This window comes from Paenibacillus tyrphae (assembly GCF_027925525.1).
GTDB lineage: Bacteria > Bacillota > Bacilli > Paenibacillales > NBRC-103111 > Paenibacillus_G > Paenibacillus_G tyrfis_B.
The window spans coordinates 43,861-60,542 of sequence record NZ_BSDJ01000033.1 but is presented as its reverse complement, the minus strand read 5'-3'; the positions used below and the strand labels follow the sequence as shown (position 1 = coordinate 60,542).

The window sequence follows — 16,682 nt, the reverse complement described above, 5'->3', positions numbered from 1 at the left end:
AAGAAGAGACCGTATGAAACCCGAATCCCATGTTGTTAGTCTCACTGTGCCTGCGGAAGCGGAATTTATCGACTTGGTCCGCTTGACGCTTTACGGCATCAGTTCCAAGCTCGGTTTCTCTTACGAGGAAATCGAAGATATGAAAGTGGCCGTCGCCGAAGCGTGCAATAATGCGGTGGTTCATGCTTATGAACCGGGCAGCCCGGGCCTGATGGAGGTCCGCTTCGAGCGAATCGAGGACGGGCTCCGCATTGTGGTCAAGGACCAGGGACCAAGCTTCGATTATGCGGAGAAGGCACGGCGGGCCGGATCGCTGCATGATAAATCGCTGAACGACATCCATGTAGGAGGCCTCGGCATTTATTTGATGCAGGCGCTCATGGACGATGTCGAGGTCAAGACGGGCATCGGCACGGAGGTCATCCTGACCAAGCGGGTATGCAGGAGCGAGGAAATGGTATGAAACTTAATTCGGAGCGATTTGCCAATGCGAGTGCCGAGGAGCTCATCGTAAGGTATCAAGAAACCGGCTGCAACGATACGGCTACGGTTCTGCTGCAGCAGTACGAGCCTATGGTCAAGATGGCGGCCGGCAAAATGTCACGCAATCGCCCCGATCTGTTCGAAGACCTGTACCAAGTGGGGCAAATGTCGGTATTGAAGCTGCTGAAGCAGTTCGATCTGTCGATGGGCGTGCAGTTTGAAGCCTATATGATGAAAAGCGTCATCGGCCATATGAAAAATTATTTGCGCGACAAATCCTGGTATGTCCAGGTTCCGAGGCGAATCAAGGAAAAAGGCAATCAGATTCAGCAGGTTGTGGACATGCTCACGGTGAAGCTGGAGCGCTCGCCCAATATCGATGAAATCGCCGCGGAGATGGAACTGTCGGTCGAGGAAACGATCGAAATTCTCGCCGGACGCGATTATTATCACTACGTCTCGCTGGATACTCCATTATCCACGGAAGATAACGGATCCACGATCGGCGATGTGATCGGCAGCCCGAGCGACGCATATGTGCGGGTCGAGAACCGCCTCGCCTTGCAAGAGGCGCTCGTCCATCTGAAGCCGGAGGAGCAGCAGGTGCTGCATCTCGCCTATGTGGAGGGCCAGTCGCAGCGGACGATTGCGAATCAGCTCGGCGTTTCGCAGATGAGCGTGTCGCGCATTCAGAAGCGGGCCCTCGACAAGCTGAAAAATTATTTTACCGAGCCGGGAGCCGGCGATATCGGTTTAGGTTCGTAGACTCGCCCTTTGCAGCTAAGGGCGAGTTTTTTCGTTGGCGCCCCGTTCGTCCTCGAAGGGAGCGTTTTCGGCGATCCGCCGGCCGAGCGGCGTCGGAATGCCGTCCATACTTTCGGCGTTTTTGCTGCGCCAGTAATCGTTCAGCTCGTCGTCGCGTTTCGTCGCGGCCCACCGCTGCAGCGTATCGCGTTCTCTGTCGTACGAGTAAAAGGGAACGCTGAACCCGCAGGAGGTTTTCACGGCATGAACGTCGACGCCGATAATTTGCCGCGCTCCGGGAAGCAGCTCGAAGCGGGGCGCCCACGTCTCCCAGTCGGCGGTCCCGGGCAGGATGACGCGGCCCTTTCCGTACAGCCTCAAGATGAGAGGGGGCCCTTCGAACGCAACGAACATCAGCGTAATCCGGCCGTTTTCCTCCAAGTGCGCGCTCGTTTCATTCCCGCTGCCGGTCAAGTCCAAATAACCTACTTCGGTCGGCGAGACGATTCGAAATACATCGTACCCTTTGGGCGAGAGGTTCACATGACCTTCCGCCTGCAGCGGGGCGGACCCGACGAAGAAGAGGCGCTGCTTGCGAATAAATGCTTCATGCTCGGGAAGCAGGGCCGGAAACAGTTTTCCCATAGGCGAGATCTCCTTTTTTTCTTTTGTGTAACAGTATGCGCCCTTGGAGCTTGTTTGGGAAATACGTATTGCATATTCCGTTTATAGGGATTGCCTATCGTTGTGCTGGCAGGCGTATCAGACAGACAGGCAGCAACTGCTTGCGAACGGCCGTTTCAGGCGGACGGGCTGCGGGTAATAAAGCTTAAGCAACACTTCATATTCCCAAGATCAAGGCGGTGAAGATCATGAAGGTCAAACACACCATCAAATGTCATGGAAGCGAAGTGCTGGTTCGCGAGGAAGGTGGAAAGTACCATTTGTCCATTCAGGCTGCAGCTAATCCGTTGGGATTCGGAAACGTTTTGGAAACGTTTTCAGATAAAGAGGAAGCGATCAGGGCGGCAGAGCAATTTTGCAAAATGCTGTCGACGGCCAAAGAGCACGGCTATTACTTGGACAACGGGCATTTTGTGAAGCCGGAGCGGGAGCGTATCCCGGTTGCCTTCTGTTTAAAGGAGCATCTCACGGAAGACTTGTGGATCGAGCATCTGAACCGGGGCTGACGGCCCCGGTTTTGCTTTGTCCGCACAAGGCTAGCTCAGATAAAGAAAATAAATGCACATGATGCCTGCATCTGCGAAGCTGTGGCTCAGAACGGAGCCGGTCAGCGAGGCATGGCGGAGACGCATCCAGCCCCAAAAGAGACCGGCGGCGAAGATGGGAAGCACCAGCGCGATATTCCAAGGACGTTCGAAGATCAGCACGATCGACAGCACATGGTACAGACTGTAGAACAAGGAGGTTAGAAAGACGGCCACAGCAGGGCGTATTTTGCCGTCCGTCAGCTTCCGCAGCACATATCCTCTCCAGTACGTTTCCTCCAGCAGCGGGTTTAACACCAGCAGCACCAACACGAGCCATATCGTATGTTCCCCGGAAAAATGCCACTCCTGCAGCAGCCCTTTTAGCCGCGGAATATCCAGAAATAACGGATGAAACTGGACGGCAGCGGCAACGATCGCCCCGAAAAACGCCGCGCCCGAGCCGATGCCCAGGAGGATATCGGTCTTTTGCCATTGCTGCTTCCGACCGCTCTCAATCCTGGGCTCGGCGAGATCCGCTGTTTGGCGGTGGAGAACGTAGCTTCCTAAAGGAACCAGCAGCAGCCAGCCGTAGAACAAAGCGAACGTAAGCGGGACGCTGTGCAGACCCTGCAGCCCGGCCGCAATCATGACCGTCGGGCCAAGGAATAAAATGGCAAGCTTGAATCGGTCCATATCTGTTATTTGTCACCCTTCTGTTCCTGTCTTCCGTTCATCATAAACGGCAACGCTTGGTCATGACGAGTACTAACTTAAGCTAGTACTCCTAAACGATGTCCCGTAGGATTTCGCTTTTCACTGCCGCACTCTACGGAGCGTTTATTGAGAAGGGCAGAATTAGCCGATATTCTAGAGTTATAGGGGGTGGACAATGTGGACTGCAATAAAGTGGGAGGACTCATTTTGCGTCTTCGTAAAGAGAAAGACATGACGCAGAAGGACTTGGCTGATCTTATGAATATCAGCGATAAGACGATTTCAAAATGGGAACGCGGATTAGGGTGTCCCGATGTATCCTTGCTTGGCGAGCTATCCAAAATATTGGGAGTAAATATGGAAAAGCTTTTATCGGGGGAATTAAATCCGAATGAACAGGACAGAGGAAACATGAATCAAATCAAATTTTACGCATGTCCAAGCTGTGGCAATGTCATGACAAGTACGGGGGCCACAAGCATTTCATGCTGCGGCAGACTATTGAAGGAATTGCTTCCAATGCCGGCGGAGAACGATGAACACAAAATCGCCGTTGAGGAGATTGAAGATGATTACTATATTACCATTCAACATGAAATGAGCAGAGATCATCATATCTCCTTTGTCGCTTATATCTCTTATGACAGGCTGCTGTTCATGAAATTGTACCCGGAACAAAACGCAGAATTACGTTTCCCCCAAATGCACGGCGGAACGCTGTATACGTACTGCACCCGCCACGGATTATGGAAACATGAGAAATTGAAAAAGGGAACAAGGAGGGTTACCTGAAGTGAAAAAAGCACTGCTTATTATCGACATGCAGGTTATGCCTTTTGTATGGAAAGATTACGGCGGAAAAGCGATTTATCAAGAAGAACAACTGCTTGAAAATACAAAGCGCTTGATCGATAAAGCCAGGCAGGAAAATTCGCCCGTTTTCTATATCATGTATACCGAGCCGGAAGGTTCTTTAAGATCCGAGAATCAACCGCTATGGCAAGTACATCCACAGATCGCTCCCGCCGCACAAGATCATGTCATCATTAAACATCATGCGGACTCGTTTTTGGAGTCCGAGCTCCATGCGCAGCTGCGGGATCATGGTATCGACACGTTAGTGATGTGTGGCGTTCAAACCGAGTATTGCGTCGATACAACGGTGAAAAGCGCTTATTCGCGAGGCTATCAAGTAGAATTGGCAAAAGATTGCCATAGTACCTACGATTCCGATGAATTGACGGCAGAACAAATTATAAACCATCATCATCGTATCCTTACTCAATTTGCCGCCATGGTTCACTCAAGCGTTGTCCGGTTTTAAAATCCGGCCAGGCGCAAAAAACGAACAAACTGTCCCTTCTTCATACAAGAGACAGTTTGGTTCGCAGCAGTTTTTGAGCCCGCTTATTTAGGCAATACCGCTATTGCTTCGATGCCGTTGCACCTACCGCGCGGTCGGCCTGATCGATTGCCTTGTGGGAAGTGCTCTTCGCGTTATCGAGGGCACGGTGGCCGGCGGATTGCGCTTTCTCCACCTTATCTTGGGTCACGTCGGCCGCACGGTCAATCACTTGATGGGACGCTTCCGCGACGCGGTCCGTCATGTCGTGCGCTTTGTCTGCCAATTGGCTGCCTTGCTCCCGCACCGCTTCGACGGTTTCGGAAGCTTTCTCCTTGCAGGCGGCCATCAACTCCTGGCCTTTGCTCTGCAAGGTTTGCATGGCGTCCATCAGGTCGCTGCGCAGCTCGCGTCCGGATTTCGGCGCCAGCAAGAGGGCGATCAGCGCCCCGGCGGCGCCTCCGATCAACGTTCCGAGCAGCAGATTGCTTTTGCTTTCATTGGCTGTATTTGCCGTAGTCATGCTTCATCGCTCCTTTGCATTCGTATTGGGAATCCGCTAGAGACGGTGCGACTTGAAGCTTATGCTGTACGGTTGAGGCCTTTGGCTACGAGACCGAGCAGGAAGACGAACAACGCTGCGCCGATAATCGCAGGTACGACGGCGAAGCCGCCGATGACGGGTCCCCAGGAACCGAGCAGCAGATAGCCGAGCCAAGCGCCGACGAACCCGGCGATCATGGAACCAATGATGCCTCCCGGCATCGCTCCCGGCGCAAGGGCGGACCCGATCGCACCGATCACAACCGCCATAAGTAAGGTAATCAGCAAGCTTATCATCTTCTTCACGCTCCTTTTGGAAGGTGGACTGACGGGCTTGCCTCTTTTTACCCTTGCACGGAAGCGATGAAACAAACGGGGCAGCAAGGGATTGCCTGCTGCCTCCGCTCCGGGACTACTTATATTCCTGCAAATGCTGACGGAACCGCTCGACCAGCTCCGGCGTTTCGTCCAGCTTATATTTGCGGGCCGGCCGGTCGTCCGGATCGAAATCCGTATGGCTCCACCAGATGGCCGCTTTCAGCTTGGGATATTTTTTGATGTCCTTGAACATATGATCCACCCACTGCGCTTTATCTCCGCCGACCGAACTGGAGGCGAATTCCGTGATCATGAGCGGCTGTTCGAACCATTTGCTGTATCGGGCGTACAATGGCGCATACAGCTCGTCGAACGTGCTCCACTGCTCGCCCGGGTAATAGGTGCCGGTATTGTACGCGGTCAGCCCGACCACGTCGACGTAGTCGTCGCCCGGATAATATAGCAGCGGATGATTCCACTGGAATTCGGGCTTGGACGAGTGATTCGGGTTCCATACCCACAGGACGTTATTGACGCCCTGGCTCTGGAAGGTCCGGTAAATATATTTCCAGACCTCCGTATACAGCTCCGGGTCCTTGGAGTTGTGATAGGCGGAATAAGGCACCCAGTCTCCGTTCATCTCGTTGTTCAGCCGGAACAGCAGCGGATGGCCGAACGCCTTGATGTCCTGCGCGTATTTCGTGAAAAACTCGTCATATTTTCCGTTCAAAATGTCGTACATCACGCTGGGGTTCTGTTCGCCGAACCGCATCGTTTGCAGCGTCAATTGGACAAGGCGGTTGTCATCGTACGCGTTTTTTAAATCGTCCGCCGGAAAGCCCGTCGATAAGGACTTGTACAGGATCAACAGACCGAACTTGTAGTCCAGCTTCTGCTCCAGCGCATGAAGAAGATCCATTTTACCCGGAGCCGACCGCTCGTAAATGCCCCATTTCAGGCCGTCCGTCATAAACAGCTTGCGGTACTCTTCTGCCGTTTCCAGATTTGTTTTGAGCGGCGCCTTCTTGGTCACCGTGCCAAGCTCCGGCTTGTCCCCCTGAGGCGGAATGACCCGGAACGAATTCACGATCTTCTCGTCATTCGTGATGGGCCGGGCGGACTTGATCGCGATGGTGTAGACTTCTTTGTCGTTCTTGACAATTTCCGCGCTGGCGTAGTAGGGCTTGTCGTTCTCCACGTGCTTGAGCTTATCGCGCTCCCATTTCAGCAGATGGACGGACAGGCCGCCCACCGTCTTGGTTTCGTTCATGGTTACGCGGTGATCCTTCGTATTCTCGATAAACCGGTTGCCGTACCCGATATACGTGGCGGCGTCGGATACGGTACCGTTGAAATTATCGTAATACACGTCAATTTGGGTCGTTTCGTCACACAAGCGCGTTCGGACCCCGGGCCAGGAACGGTCGACTTTCATTTGCTTCGGATAGCTCAGCTCATACCCATAAGGCAAATCGGTATACGTCGCCATAGGCTCGGAGACCATGGATTGCGCGATAAAGACGCCGAGCAGAGCGGCGAATACGACGCCGGAAATGACGTGCGTTTTTTTGAGCTTCATCCGGCTCTTCCTTCCGCTGCCGCATAAAGCTTGTTAAACCGGGCGGGAAGGAGCTTGCATCCCCAATAGATGACGGTATCCGCAAGCTTGACGACACCGTAGGCGAACAGCATGCCTGCGATGACATCCAGCACCCAGTGGATCTGCAAATACATCGTCGAGAAGATGATGGCAGAGCAATAGGTCACCATGACGTATTTGAAAATACGGTCCCGCTCGCGCAGCGCCAGCAGCAGCATCGCGAATGAAATCGACGTATGCATGCTCGGGAAGCAGTTCATGACATTCGTCAGCAAATCATTCTCCGTGGCGAACTGGCGGCCGAGCAAATCGGGCTGTCCTTTCACCCACCACACCTCGCGCAGCAGGATCAAATGATAGAACGGCAAAATGAGCGGGAATTGCAGCAGATGGCCCGACAAGGCGTAGGACAGCATTTTTTTCACGCTGCGGGTCCAATAGCTGCGCACGATGCAGATCCAGAGCGAGAGCACGAACCCGTAGTTATAAATCCATACCATGGTTTTATCCAGCCTCGGATGGCTGATCGTCCGGGCCCATGCCGCATCATTGAACGGAATGCTATTCATCATGCTGTCCCAGTTCCAGATATGAAGGTTATTCTGAAACATCCGGTAGGCGATAGACCACCAGAGACCGTTCCCGGTGCCGTAGAAATAATAGAACACCCCGAGAAGCGGAACCCCAACCGCCAAAAATTTCATCCATTCGACGTCAACCTGGTCCTTTCGCACCCCAACCAGGCAAATCAAAAGCAGAACCCAGCACTCCAAGGTCCAGCCGCCGACGGTGCCGATGCGCCAAACCAAGTAAATCGATGCTAAAATACCGCACATCGTCCAGTCGATTCCATTTGTCCATCGTTTTGACTTCTCCGACATCGTTCGATTTCCCAACCCGGTTAGCCCTGCCCTTTCTGTTCCGTATTTTTTTGTTCCTGTTTGGCTTTGTTATAAATGTCCTGGCCTTTTTGCTGCATCGTTTTGAGGGCTTCGTCGACCGATTTTTTGCTTTCGACGACGGCTTGCACCTCCGCTTGGGCCATTTGGTCGAAGGCAGAGTAGAACGACGCCGGCACCGGCTCCGCGCCTTTCGGATAGCCGTTTCGGATCAATTTCAGCATCGTGAACGGTTCGAGGCTGCGGCCGTCCCGTTCTTTGATATAGGCCGTTCTGGAGGACAGCTCGCCCGGGCTCGAGGAGGACACCGCTTTCGCTACTTCCTCACTGTTGATATATTTGACCAATTCCCAGGCTGCCCGCTGGTTGGGCGAATCGACATGGACGGCAAAAAACTTCGAAATGGACACCGAATCCGAAGCCTCCGGGTTTCTCGGATCGACCGGAACGGTCACGATATCCCAGTTGACCGGCTTGACGTCCTTGAGCGAATCCTTGGCCCGCAGAAGCGTCTCAATATAGTACGATCCCTCGATGGCCATGGCGGCTTTACCGGTGGCGAACAAATCTTGCTTGAAGATGTCTTCCATCGTCATTCCCGGTTCGATTGGCTTGCTGTCTTTGGCATTATAGATTGCTCCTGATTTCACGGCATCTACGGCCAGGGTCAGCGCCTTTTTCCAGCCGTCGGATTGGAGGGTCACCGTTCCTTTTTCCCGGTCAAGGACGGACAAGCCCAGGGTGGACCCGATCCCCCTCATGTATTCGTATCCGACCGGCTTGCCGTCGTTAAACTGGTAGTACGAGGCCATCCCGTAGATGCGCTGCTCTCCCTGTCCGTTGGTCGGAAAACGTTTGGCAACATCGAGCACATCTTCCCACGTCATCTGGTTTTTCGGTAGCGGCACGCCGTGTTTCTCGAACAGATCCCGGTTATAAAACAGCGCTTTGCTAAAGAAGGAGGGGGCCAGCCCGTACAGCTTGCCGTCGCCCATGGACTTGATTTGTTCGATGACGGTAGGCATCATGCTCTCGACATCGAACTTGTCCTGACGAATGACATCGTCAAGCTGAAGCAGCTTGCCGTCGGAAGCCCATTGCTCGAACAATTCGGGCGTCGGAAGTAAAAGCACGTCGGGTTTTTCTTCATCAACCAATTTTTGGAATTCCTTCTTGGTGTCTTTTCCCGGATCGAAAATGTTTTGCATGGAAACCACTTGTACGTCGATGTTCGGGAATTTGGAGGAGAACAAGGTGCCATACAGCTGAGAAAAATAATTTTTGTCGAAAAAAAGCACCTTGATGCTCGCTTTCTCGTCCTTACCCAGTTCCTTTAACGTTACGGAAGGCTTGACTCCTTCGCCTCCGGCGAGCTTGTCCGAGCTGCATCCTGTCATTGTGGCGGCCAGGGACAAAGCCAGCCCCGCCGGTACCCATTTAGACCATCGTTTCATTTGCGATCCCACCCATTTCCGAAGTGTAGTGACGATGCGTTTTCGTCCCACCTTCTGTTTTTTTGTTGTCAAGCAGTAGACGGGGGATTCGCGGATTCGTTCCGTTGGACGTGAATATTTTTTTAAAGAGGCGGCGAGCTTAAAATTTTTCTTTTAGAAGGGAACCTTTCTTCCGTTGCTTCGTCCAATTCAATGTGAGGTGAACCCGGGTGGCCTTTGAATACTTAAAATCGATGTCCGGCGGCTTGGATAAAAACGCCGCTCTTTCGGACATCATGCTGACGTACGGCGAAGACGTATGGAACTATGCCTTTTTCCTGTCGAAGAACCGGACGTTGGCGGACGATGTGACGCAGGACGTGTTCGTACGGGTGTACGAGCGGTTATATACGTTTCGCGGCGAGGCCAGCCTCAAGACATGGCTGCTCGCCATTACCCGCAATCTGGTGCGCGATCATTGGCGGTCGGCGTGGATACGCCGCGTCATTCCTTTCGGCATTCTGCGTCAGGAAGGCCAGGAGCCGTCGGCGGAATCGCAAGTGATCGGCCTGCTTGCCGAGGAGGAAGTGTGGAACACGGTGCTCGGCTTGCCCCACAAGCTGCGCGAGGTGCTGCTGCTGCATGCGCACCATCAGCTGTCATACGCGGAAATCGCGAAGCTGCTGAACGTGTCCGAAGGCACGGTTAAATCTAGACTTTCCCGGGCGCGCGCCAAAGTATCGCAGCAGCTCGGCGAGGAGGGAAGAAAGGCATGACGAAACGGCTCGAACCCGAACATTGGGAGAAGCATCTGACCCGGCTGCAGCTCAGACAGGGCGGCTTTTCCAAGGAACTCATGCATAAGGTGAAGGAGCGGGTGGAGACGAAGCAGCCGCCCGTCGGAAGCAAACGCTGGCTCCGCTGGAGTCCCGCGGTGGCGTGCGTGCTTGTGCTGGCGGTCGGATGGACCCAGGCGGACCGGCTGGTCGAGGGACTATCCAAGCTGTCCAAGCCGCTGGAGAAGGCGGCCTTGGAGGCAATGGACCCGAATAAGGAGAAGACGCTGAAAGTTTCGTTTGTTCATGAAACAACGTTCATGATGCAATATGGTAAAGCGTTTACGATCCGTTACCCGAATGTCGCCGTCAAGGTAGAGAAGGGAATCGGAAACGAAACCTCTGCCGGAATCAGGACCAATCTTGAGGAGCAACTGGAAAAAGACAAACCCGACGTGCTGGCGCTGTCGCTGTCCGAATACGCGCAGCTGGCCAAGGAGGGCAAGCTGTACGCGTTGGACGACGTGATCCGGCAGGAGGGCTTCGATCTGCAAAATATACATGCCGGCGTCGTCGACAGGCTTCGTACCGAGGGCGGAGGCAAGCTGTACGGGCTCGCGCCGGAATATGACCAGCGCGCGCTCTTCTACAACAAGGAGCTGTTTGACAAATACGGGATCAGCTACCCGAAGAACGGCATGAGCTGGGAGGAGCTGCTGCAGCTCGCTTCCCGGTTTCCGGCGGCCCCGAATGCAAAGGACCGGGTCTACGGTTTGGTCACACGCGCTTATTCCGGTCCATTCGAATTGGTACAACAGGCGGGCCAGGCCAAGGGACTGGGCATCCTCGATTCTTCAGGCAAGCAGGTCACCGTCAATACGCCGGAATGGCAGAAGGCTTGGACGGCCGTGCTGGATGCGGTCCGTGGCGGATATATTTATGAGCAACCGCCGCTGGAAAAGTTGTCTACAAGAGAAGATATGTACAGGGCCAATCCGTTCATGACCGGGCAAGCGGCGATGACGCTGCAAAGTTACGGCTTCGTTAAGGATTTGAACGAGGCTTCGTCCAGATACAAGATGTCCTCTGTTCCATGGGATGTCGTGACCGAGCCGACGGACCCGTCCCGGCCGAACGAATCGTCTTCCTTCTCGGTCCGCACGATCTATGCGGTGAATGCGGCCTCCGAGAATCGGAGGGAGGCATGGGAGCTTGTCAAGTTCATCAACAGCGAGGAAATGGCCCGCAAAATGTTTACACAGAATATCGGCAGCGGTTCTTCGCCTTCGCGTTTATCAAGTCTTTCTGCGGTCAAGGGGCAAGAAAAGCTTGTCGAAGCGTTCACAAGCCTTCGTCCGCCGGCGGAGTCGCAAGTGACTCCGGGCGTGCCGGCAGAGTTTTATTCAGCCTTCGAGGAGCTTGCGACGCAGCTCTCCAAGGACGTGTTGAAAGGCAAGAAGACGGTCTCCCAGGCAGCACGGGAGCTTCAAGACAACGGACAGCAGGCGCTGATTCAGGCGAAAAACGCAGCGCAGAAGAAGCCGGTCCAAGCCAAGACGGCGGTGGACGGCAGGACACCATAGGGGGAGAGCCATGAATCGGAGCGGAACGACAAGAACTCGGAGGAACAAGCTGCTGCTCCCCCTGCTGGCGGGCACGCTGGCTTGGAGCGCGGCCGGCTGCAACGATGCGCCGGCTGCGGCCCCGCCGGAACGGACGAAGCTCAAGGTGGCTTATTTCAACCAGGAAGCGTTTGACAGTGAGTACGGCGATTATTTTACGGCCAAATTCCCTGAGCTTGAAGTGGAAGTCGTCGCAACTGATGATACGATGGCCCGCGGCAAGAATCCGCAGAAAGAAATGGACAAGCTGCTGGACGAGCAAAAACCGGATCTCATTATTACGAGGTCCGGGGAATATCAGCAGCTCGCGGCGGCGGGCGAGCTGTACGAGTTGGATTCGTTGATCAAGCGGGACAAATTCGATATCGAAAACATGCATCCGGCCGTCATCGATTATTTGCGGACCAAGGGCGGGGGCAAGCTGTACGGGCTTGCCCCTCGATTTTCGACCTCGGTGCTGTACTACAATAAAGGGCTGTTCGACGAGTACAAGGCTCCTTACCCGAAAGATGGCATGACTTGGGACGAACTGTTCGAGCTGGCAGGCAGATTCCGCGGTGCGAAGAACGGGAAGGACCCGATTTACGGGCTTCATCAACCGTTTATGAACTCAAGGTTTGGGATGATCCGGTCGGTGGGACGGAATGAGGGACTCCGTGAGACGGATGATGAGGGACGAACTGTCATGATCGATACGGAGGCTTGGCAGAAGGTATTCTCACAGATGACGGAAGCCTGGAAGAACGGCGATATGCCCATGATTGGCGGGAAAGACAACCAAGGCGGCCGGGATAAGGAGGCTGTCGATAGTACCGATTTGTTCAGTCAGGGACGGGCGGCGATGACCATAAGCGGACCGTCGCAGATCAGGCGGTTGCAGGAGAGCGGCTCCAAGATCGATTGGCAGATCGTGCAGCCGCCTTCGCTGGACGGCAGCAGCTCGTGGCAGCAGGACGTTTACCTGCATCCGATTTTTGCGATCGGCGCAGGGTCCGGGCAGGCGGACAAGGTTTGGAAGATCGTCCGCTATTTCAACAGTGCGGAAGCGGCCAAAATCGAAACGAAGACATCCATTTCGCCGCTGATGCTGACCCGCTTGGGCTTCGTCAATACGGTAGACGGCCGCAGCATGGAGCCGTTTTACCAAGTGAAGTATGACGATACGCTTGGATCGGGAATAGAAATGAAGCCGAATACCCCCGGGCGTTTTTACTGGGAATTCGATAAGAAGGCGGACGAGCAGCTTGAATGGATTATGACCGGAAAATCGACGGTGCGGCAGGCGCTGCAGCAGCTTCAAAAGGAAGGCCAGCAGGTGCTGGATGAAGCATGGCTGGCGGAGCCTCCGGAATCGGGAACGGAGGGGGGAGCAGTGAAATAGCGGTGCCTGCCGCCCGTCAGTAGCAAAGCCCAGCGACTTGTGCGCTGGGCTTTGTTTTGTGCAGATTCATCGTAAAAAAAAGACATGGGAAAACCTAGAACCTCACCTTATAATTGGGTTATTACGACCAATTCACAATAGGGGAAGGGGTTTATTGACGATGACGAGAAGCAAACGAAGCTTCAAGCTCGGCGCAGTATCTTTGCTGCTGCTGCAGCTCCAGCTTGTTTCCGTAATGCCGGGGGCCGCTTCGGCCGAAGCAGCCGAAGTGCCGTTGGCTCCTGCGACAGTCGATTTGATCCGGGGGCACGATTGGACTCGGTTTTCAGGAGCAACTGCGGCCGGCGATGAAGTGACCGTTACCGGTATAGGGCGGGCCATCATCCCTTGGGGCAACGATTTGTCGCAGCCGACGGTCAGCAATCCGCCGATCAATTTGCGCGGACCGGTTTTGAACATATCCGGAGATTTTTCGGTAAGCTTTCAAATGGCCTCTTCCCCCGGCAAAAGCGCCGGACTTCAACTGTACGGCGCACTTCCGGTCATTCAGGACGAATGGCGGCAGGAAGGCAAGGCGGTATCGGTTATGTTGAAGAACGGCAAGCTGTCGGCCGCCGTCTATAACGGCTCTTCCGCCGATCGTAAGAAAGCGACTTTCAATTATACATCGGCCGGAACGATTGATGTTCGGCTTCTGGTCAAGAGCGGCAAACTCGCATTTTACGTAAATCAGGTCAAAGTTGGGGAAATGGCGGACCCCGGAGTGTTCGCGGATGGCAAAGTGTATTTCGGCGCCGATGCGGACGTCGGCAGCTCGTTTACGCTCAAGTCGCTGACGGCTCAAGCGGAAGGCAGTGACTCGGCGGTAACGGTAAGCGATCTGGGCATCGCTGCCGTGCCGCAGAGTGCGGACTCGCTGCGGGCACTGGCGCGGACGAATGCGCCGCACCTGAACATCGGCACGGCTGCGGCCGTCATCCCGACCATGACGGATTCCGCTTACCGCAACATTCTGGGACGGGAGTTCAGTATCCTGACTCCGGAAAATGACATGAAGTTTCAGTTCATTCATCCGCAGCGGAACGTTTACGCTTTCGCGGAAGGGGACAGCTTGGTGGAATTCGCGGAACGCAACGACATGGCCGTACATGGTCATGCGTTGGTCTGGAGCGAGGCGAATCCCCGTTGGCTAGCGCAAGGCAACTACAGCGCCGCCGAGCTGCAGGCCATCATGGAGGAGCACGTGAAAACGGTGGTCGGACGGTACAAGGGCAGAATCAAGGAGTGGGACGTCATCAACGAACCGCTCAAGGACGAGAAGTTTAACGTCAATCTCGGCTTGCGGGATTCGATCTGGTTCAAGGCGATGGGTGAAAAGTTTCTGGACATCGCGCTGCGCGCCGCTCACGAAGCCGACCCGGATGCCAAGCTGTACATCAATGAATACGGCTGCGAGGCGGAGGACGACAAAGCGGACGCGCTGTATAAGCTCGTCCAGCGGCTCCAGTCGCGCGGGGTGCCATTGCACGGCATCGGCTTCCAGGTTCACGAAGATATCGGCAAAGACAGCGACGGGACGTACGATCCCGTATCGGCTAGCGAGTTCAAGCGCACGGCCAAACGGTTTACCGATCTTGGCCTGGAGGTGCGGGTATCGGAGCTGGACGTAAATATGCACGGCAAGGTCACGGACACGCTGCGCAGCAAGCAGGCGGAATATTTCAAATCGATCCTGGCGCTGACCCAAGCGAATAACCGGTTTACGTCCTACGCCATGTGGGGATTTACCGACCGCTATTCGTCGCTTCAACCTGCGGACGAATATGACGTATTCGGCAACGGGCTCATCTACGACGAGCATTATGCGCCGAAGCTCCCGTACCACAAAATAAGTGAAGCGCTGCAAAGCTCTTAAAGCGCGGGCTTGTTGAGAAAGTGGTCGGAGAGCAGTACAGGTAATACGAAGGGGTGGGGTATCCACTTCCGGTCGCTGCTCCACCCCACAAAGTGAAGTTAAATCAGAGAAGTTCAGTCCGAGTACTTTGCGGGGACCCCGGGTCCGCAGGAAATTTTGATTTGAAGCCGCTTCGCAGCGGATATTTCCCGCGGACAAAGGCGAACGCTATCGCTCCTCCAGTGCATACCCCACCTCCGTATGTTTCACCGTATTAGTGAAGACCACTTTCTCAACACTCTGAACGCTCCGGAATGTTTCCGGAGCGATTTTTTTTGCGGGCAGACGCGAGGCCGGCTTCCCGACTCATTGCTTCGGGCTACTGAGACCGTCCATCACATCATCCAGCCACTCGAAGACGCGTTGATTAAACAGGAGCAGCGCCCCGAATTGGCAGTGCTCTTCGCCGCCGTCTTCCGCTGTGAAGATCATGAACGTTTTGGGGCAGGTAAGCGCCTCGTAAAGCTTCATCGGCTGGCCGGCGAAGAAATGGTCGGCCTCGGCTTCGCAGACGAGCACGGGACATTTAATTTTATCGGCAACACCCTTTAGCGTGAACGGCTGCGTTTTCTTAATCAGCTCCAGAAACGTTTTCGCTTGGAACGTAAACCGGCCGTTATCGACAGCCCAGCGGATGCCGGTGTTGTTGGCCATCAGCTCCTGGATAAAGCTCTCCAGCGTGGCCGGTTCATTAAAGTCCAAGTTTGCTCCCCTGGGGGCCATTTCGCCGATTTGGAAGGTGAACAAGCCGTCGTTCGCAATACAAGCGGCAAGGCGGTGCTCATAGGCTGCAGCCCGCGGCGCCAGTAATCCTCCAAGACTGATGCCCATCAGAGCGATCCGCTGCTTATCCACTTCGGGCCGGGTATGCAAATAATCGACGACCGGCGTGAGCACGTTCTCCCAATCGTGGCGGAACGGAATGCGCTGCAGCCGAATTGTGGCGCCTTGTCCCGGCCCTTCGAACGTCAGGCAGTTGTAGCCCCGCTGAAGCGCCGCCACCGCTCCGCCGAAATAAAGCTCCTCTCCTGTGGAATCGTAGCCGCCGTGAATAATTAAGGTCGGGCGGGGCGCGTCATCCACACGGTAAAAATATCCCGACAAGCTTGTCCCTTCATAAGGAATCTCCACCTGCTCCACCGGCCAATCCATCAGTGGGATCGCTTGGCGGAACGTGCTCCGGCTTTTTTCCCACGTTTCGAGCATGCGCGGGTCATCCGGGTTGCCATGCAGGAAAAACTCCGCGGTACGGTAATAATTGGACGCCCGCAAGAACGACTCCCGCGCGCTGATCCGCTTGCCCCGCGCCAAGCTGTCGACAGCTTGGGCATGAACGCGCTCCGCCGTTTTGTACCATTCCGCATACCAGCTTTCAAAATCGCCCTCCTTGATCCGGTAGCCGGTCACCAGACATTCGCCGATATCCGCGCCGCCATAAGGGGCATAGCTCAACGTACGCAGCAGCTCGAAGGAAAAGGTAGGATCTTGAAAAATAAGTTTCATCACAAATTTCTCCTTTGTCACTTTTTGATTAAGGTTGGTCATTTTATAAGTCAAAATTAACTTAGGTCAAATATAACCCAATAGCTTTTCTTTGTAAATAAAAAAAATAGGTTATTTTTAACCTATTCGAGCTTGTTGAAAAAGTGGACTTTAACAAAA

At 54.5% G+C, this 16,682-nt stretch carries 17 protein-coding genes; 9 read left to right on the top strand and 8 right to left on the bottom strand.

The window, feature by feature from the left end; translation table 11 throughout:
• The first annotated feature begins 13 nt into the window (after window positions 1-13).
• Both rsbW and QMG93_RS28660 read left to right on the top strand, forming a co-directional pair.
• Window positions 14-463 carry an anti-sigma B factor RsbW gene (rsbW, locus tag QMG93_RS28665; RefSeq protein ID WP_281942677.1) on the top strand — a complete coding sequence of 150 codons (450 nt, stop codon included), beginning with the start codon at window positions 14-16 and terminating at the stop codon, window positions 461-463.
• Window positions 460-1,248, top strand: a complete 789-nt coding sequence (locus QMG93_RS28660) for a sigma-70 family RNA polymerase sigma factor (RefSeq protein WP_281942675.1) — start codon at window positions 460-462, stop codon at window positions 1,246-1,248. The genes rsbW and QMG93_RS28660 overlap by 4 nt, the downstream gene beginning before the upstream one ends.
• A gap of 15 nt (window positions 1,249-1,263) precedes the next feature.
• Here the strand turns inward: QMG93_RS28660 and QMG93_RS28655 are convergent, their stop codons facing one another.
• Window positions 1,264-1,872, bottom strand: a complete 609-nt coding sequence (locus QMG93_RS28655; protein WP_281942673.1) for a pyridoxamine 5'-phosphate oxidase family protein — start codon at window positions 1,870-1,872, stop codon at window positions 1,264-1,266.
• A gap of 227 nt (window positions 1,873-2,099) precedes the next feature.
• Between QMG93_RS28655 and QMG93_RS28650 the strand changes: the two genes are divergently transcribed.
• On the top strand, window positions 2,100-2,417 hold the full coding sequence (locus QMG93_RS28650; RefSeq protein WP_253414169.1) for a hypothetical protein: 318 nt from the start codon (window positions 2,100-2,102) through the stop codon (window positions 2,415-2,417).
• A 30-nt stretch (window positions 2,418-2,447) separates the two neighbouring features.
• Here the strand turns inward: QMG93_RS28650 and QMG93_RS28645 are convergent, their stop codons facing one another.
• Window positions 2,448-3,131 carry a CPBP family intramembrane glutamic endopeptidase gene (locus QMG93_RS28645; protein ID WP_281942669.1) on the bottom strand — a complete coding sequence of 228 codons (684 nt, stop codon included), beginning with the start codon at window positions 3,129-3,131 and terminating at the stop codon, window positions 2,448-2,450.
• A gap of 198 nt (window positions 3,132-3,329) precedes the next feature.
• Here QMG93_RS28645 and QMG93_RS28640 point away from each other — a divergent pair, with 198 nt between their 5' ends.
• Both QMG93_RS28640 and QMG93_RS28635 read left to right on the top strand, forming a co-directional pair.
• Entirely contained in the window at window positions 3,330-3,944 is a 615-nt protein-coding gene (locus QMG93_RS28640; RefSeq protein ID WP_281942667.1) for a helix-turn-helix domain-containing protein, read from the top strand.
• Between the two features lies 1 nt (window position 3,945).
• A complete protein-coding gene (locus QMG93_RS28635; RefSeq protein WP_281942665.1) occupies window positions 3,946-4,476 on the top strand; it encodes a cysteine hydrolase family protein in 531 nt (176 codons plus the stop codon).
• Window positions 4,477-4,576: 100 nt separating this feature from the next.
• Here the strand turns inward: QMG93_RS28635 and QMG93_RS28630 are convergent, their stop codons facing one another.
• The 5 genes from QMG93_RS28630 to QMG93_RS28610 all read right to left on the bottom strand — a co-directional run bounded on the left by QMG93_RS28630 (window position 4,577) and on the right by QMG93_RS28610 (window position 9,308).
• A complete protein-coding gene (locus QMG93_RS28630) occupies window positions 4,577-5,017 on the bottom strand; it encodes a YtxH domain-containing protein (protein WP_281942663.1) in 441 nt (146 codons plus the stop codon).
• 59 nt (window positions 5,018-5,076) lie between these two features.
• Window positions 5,077-5,334, bottom strand: coding sequence for a GlsB/YeaQ/YmgE family stress response membrane protein (locus QMG93_RS28625; RefSeq protein ID WP_281942661.1), 258 nt, complete (start codon window positions 5,332-5,334; stop codon window positions 5,077-5,079).
• A 115-nt stretch (window positions 5,335-5,449) separates the two neighbouring features.
• The gene (locus tag QMG93_RS28620) at window positions 5,450-6,934 is read right to left on the bottom strand and encodes a glycoside hydrolase family 26 protein (RefSeq protein ID WP_281942659.1); all 1,485 of its coding nucleotides are present in this window, start codon (window positions 6,932-6,934) and stop codon (window positions 5,450-5,452) included.
• Window positions 6,931-7,836: a phosphatase PAP2 family protein gene (locus QMG93_RS28615; RefSeq protein WP_281942657.1), complete on the bottom strand. Its 906-nt coding sequence runs from the start codon at window positions 7,834-7,836 to the stop codon at window positions 6,931-6,933. The genes QMG93_RS28620 and QMG93_RS28615 overlap by 4 nt, the downstream gene beginning before the upstream one ends.
• A 20-nt stretch (window positions 7,837-7,856) precedes the next feature.
• Window positions 7,857-9,308 carry an ABC transporter substrate-binding protein gene (locus tag QMG93_RS28610; RefSeq protein WP_108535032.1) on the bottom strand — a complete coding sequence of 484 codons (1,452 nt, stop codon included), beginning with the start codon at window positions 9,306-9,308 and terminating at the stop codon, window positions 7,857-7,859.
• 209 nt (window positions 9,309-9,517) lie between these two features.
• Between QMG93_RS28610 and QMG93_RS28605 the strand changes: the two genes are divergently transcribed.
• The 4 genes from QMG93_RS28605 (at window position 9,518) to QMG93_RS28590 (ending at window position 14,981) form a co-directional block, all read left to right on the top strand.
• Window positions 9,518-10,063, top strand: coding sequence for an RNA polymerase sigma factor (locus tag QMG93_RS28605; RefSeq protein WP_108535031.1), 546 nt, complete (start codon window positions 9,518-9,520; stop codon window positions 10,061-10,063).
• Entirely contained in the window at window positions 10,060-11,646 is a 1,587-nt protein-coding gene (locus tag QMG93_RS28600) for an ABC transporter substrate-binding protein (protein ID WP_281942653.1), read from the top strand. The genes QMG93_RS28605 and QMG93_RS28600 overlap by 4 nt, the downstream gene beginning before the upstream one ends.
• Window positions 11,647-11,656: 10 nt before the next feature.
• The gene (locus QMG93_RS28595; RefSeq protein ID WP_281942651.1) at window positions 11,657-13,066 is read left to right on the top strand and encodes an ABC transporter substrate-binding protein; all 1,410 of its coding nucleotides are present in this window, start codon (window positions 11,657-11,659) and stop codon (window positions 13,064-13,066) included.
• 160 nt (window positions 13,067-13,226) lie between these two features.
• Entirely contained in the window at window positions 13,227-14,981 is a 1,755-nt protein-coding gene (locus QMG93_RS28590) for an endo-1,4-beta-xylanase (RefSeq protein WP_281942649.1), read from the top strand.
• A 345-nt stretch (window positions 14,982-15,326) separates the two neighbouring features.
• Here the strand turns inward: QMG93_RS28590 and QMG93_RS28585 are convergent, their stop codons facing one another.
• Entirely contained in the window at window positions 15,327-16,523 is a 1,197-nt protein-coding gene (locus tag QMG93_RS28585) for an alpha/beta hydrolase family protein (protein WP_281942648.1), read from the bottom strand.
• Between the last annotated feature and the right edge of the window lie 159 nt (window positions 16,524-16,682).

Excerpts from the sequence above, each read along its gene's own strand:
- QMG93_RS28585 (WP_281942648.1), bottom strand. The coding sequence starts at position 16,523 with ATGAAACTTATTTTTCAAGATCCTACCTTTTCCTTCGAGCTGCTGCGT.
- QMG93_RS28655 (WP_281942673.1), bottom strand. The coding sequence starts at position 1,872 with ATGGGAAAACTGTTTCCGGCCCTGCTTCCCGAGCATGAAGCATTTATT.
- QMG93_RS28600 (WP_281942653.1), top strand. The coding sequence starts at position 10,060 with ATGACGAAACGGCTCGAACCCGAACATTGGGAGAAGCATCTGACCCGG.
- QMG93_RS28590 (WP_281942649.1), top strand. The coding sequence starts at position 13,227 with ATGACGAGAAGCAAACGAAGCTTCAAGCTCGGCGCAGTATCTTTGCTG.
- QMG93_RS28620 (WP_281942659.1), bottom strand. The coding sequence starts at position 6,934 with ATGAAGCTCAAAAAAACGCACGTCATTTCCGGCGTCGTATTCGCCGCT.
- QMG93_RS28630 (WP_281942663.1), bottom strand. The coding sequence starts at position 5,017 with ATGACTACGGCAAATACAGCCAATGAAAGCAAAAGCAATCTGCTGCTC.
- QMG93_RS28625 (WP_281942661.1), bottom strand. The coding sequence starts at position 5,334 with ATGATAAGCTTGCTGATTACCTTACTTATGGCGGTTGTGATCGGTGCG.
- QMG93_RS28610 (WP_108535032.1), bottom strand. The coding sequence starts at position 9,308 with ATGAAACGATGGTCTAAATGGGTACCGGCGGGGCTGGCTTTGTCCCTG.
- QMG93_RS28615 (WP_281942657.1), bottom strand. The coding sequence starts at position 7,836 with ATGTCGGAGAAGTCAAAACGATGGACAAATGGAATCGACTGGACGATG.
- QMG93_RS28660 (WP_281942675.1), top strand. The coding sequence starts at position 460 with ATGAAACTTAATTCGGAGCGATTTGCCAATGCGAGTGCCGAGGAGCTC.
- rsbW (WP_281942677.1), top strand. The coding sequence starts at position 14 with ATGAAACCCGAATCCCATGTTGTTAGTCTCACTGTGCCTGCGGAAGCG.
- QMG93_RS28645 (WP_281942669.1), bottom strand. The coding sequence starts at position 3,131 with ATGGACCGATTCAAGCTTGCCATTTTATTCCTTGGCCCGACGGTCATG.
- QMG93_RS28650 (WP_253414169.1), top strand. The coding sequence starts at position 2,100 with ATGAAGGTCAAACACACCATCAAATGTCATGGAAGCGAAGTGCTGGTT.
- QMG93_RS28595 (WP_281942651.1), top strand. The coding sequence starts at position 11,657 with ATGAATCGGAGCGGAACGACAAGAACTCGGAGGAACAAGCTGCTGCTC.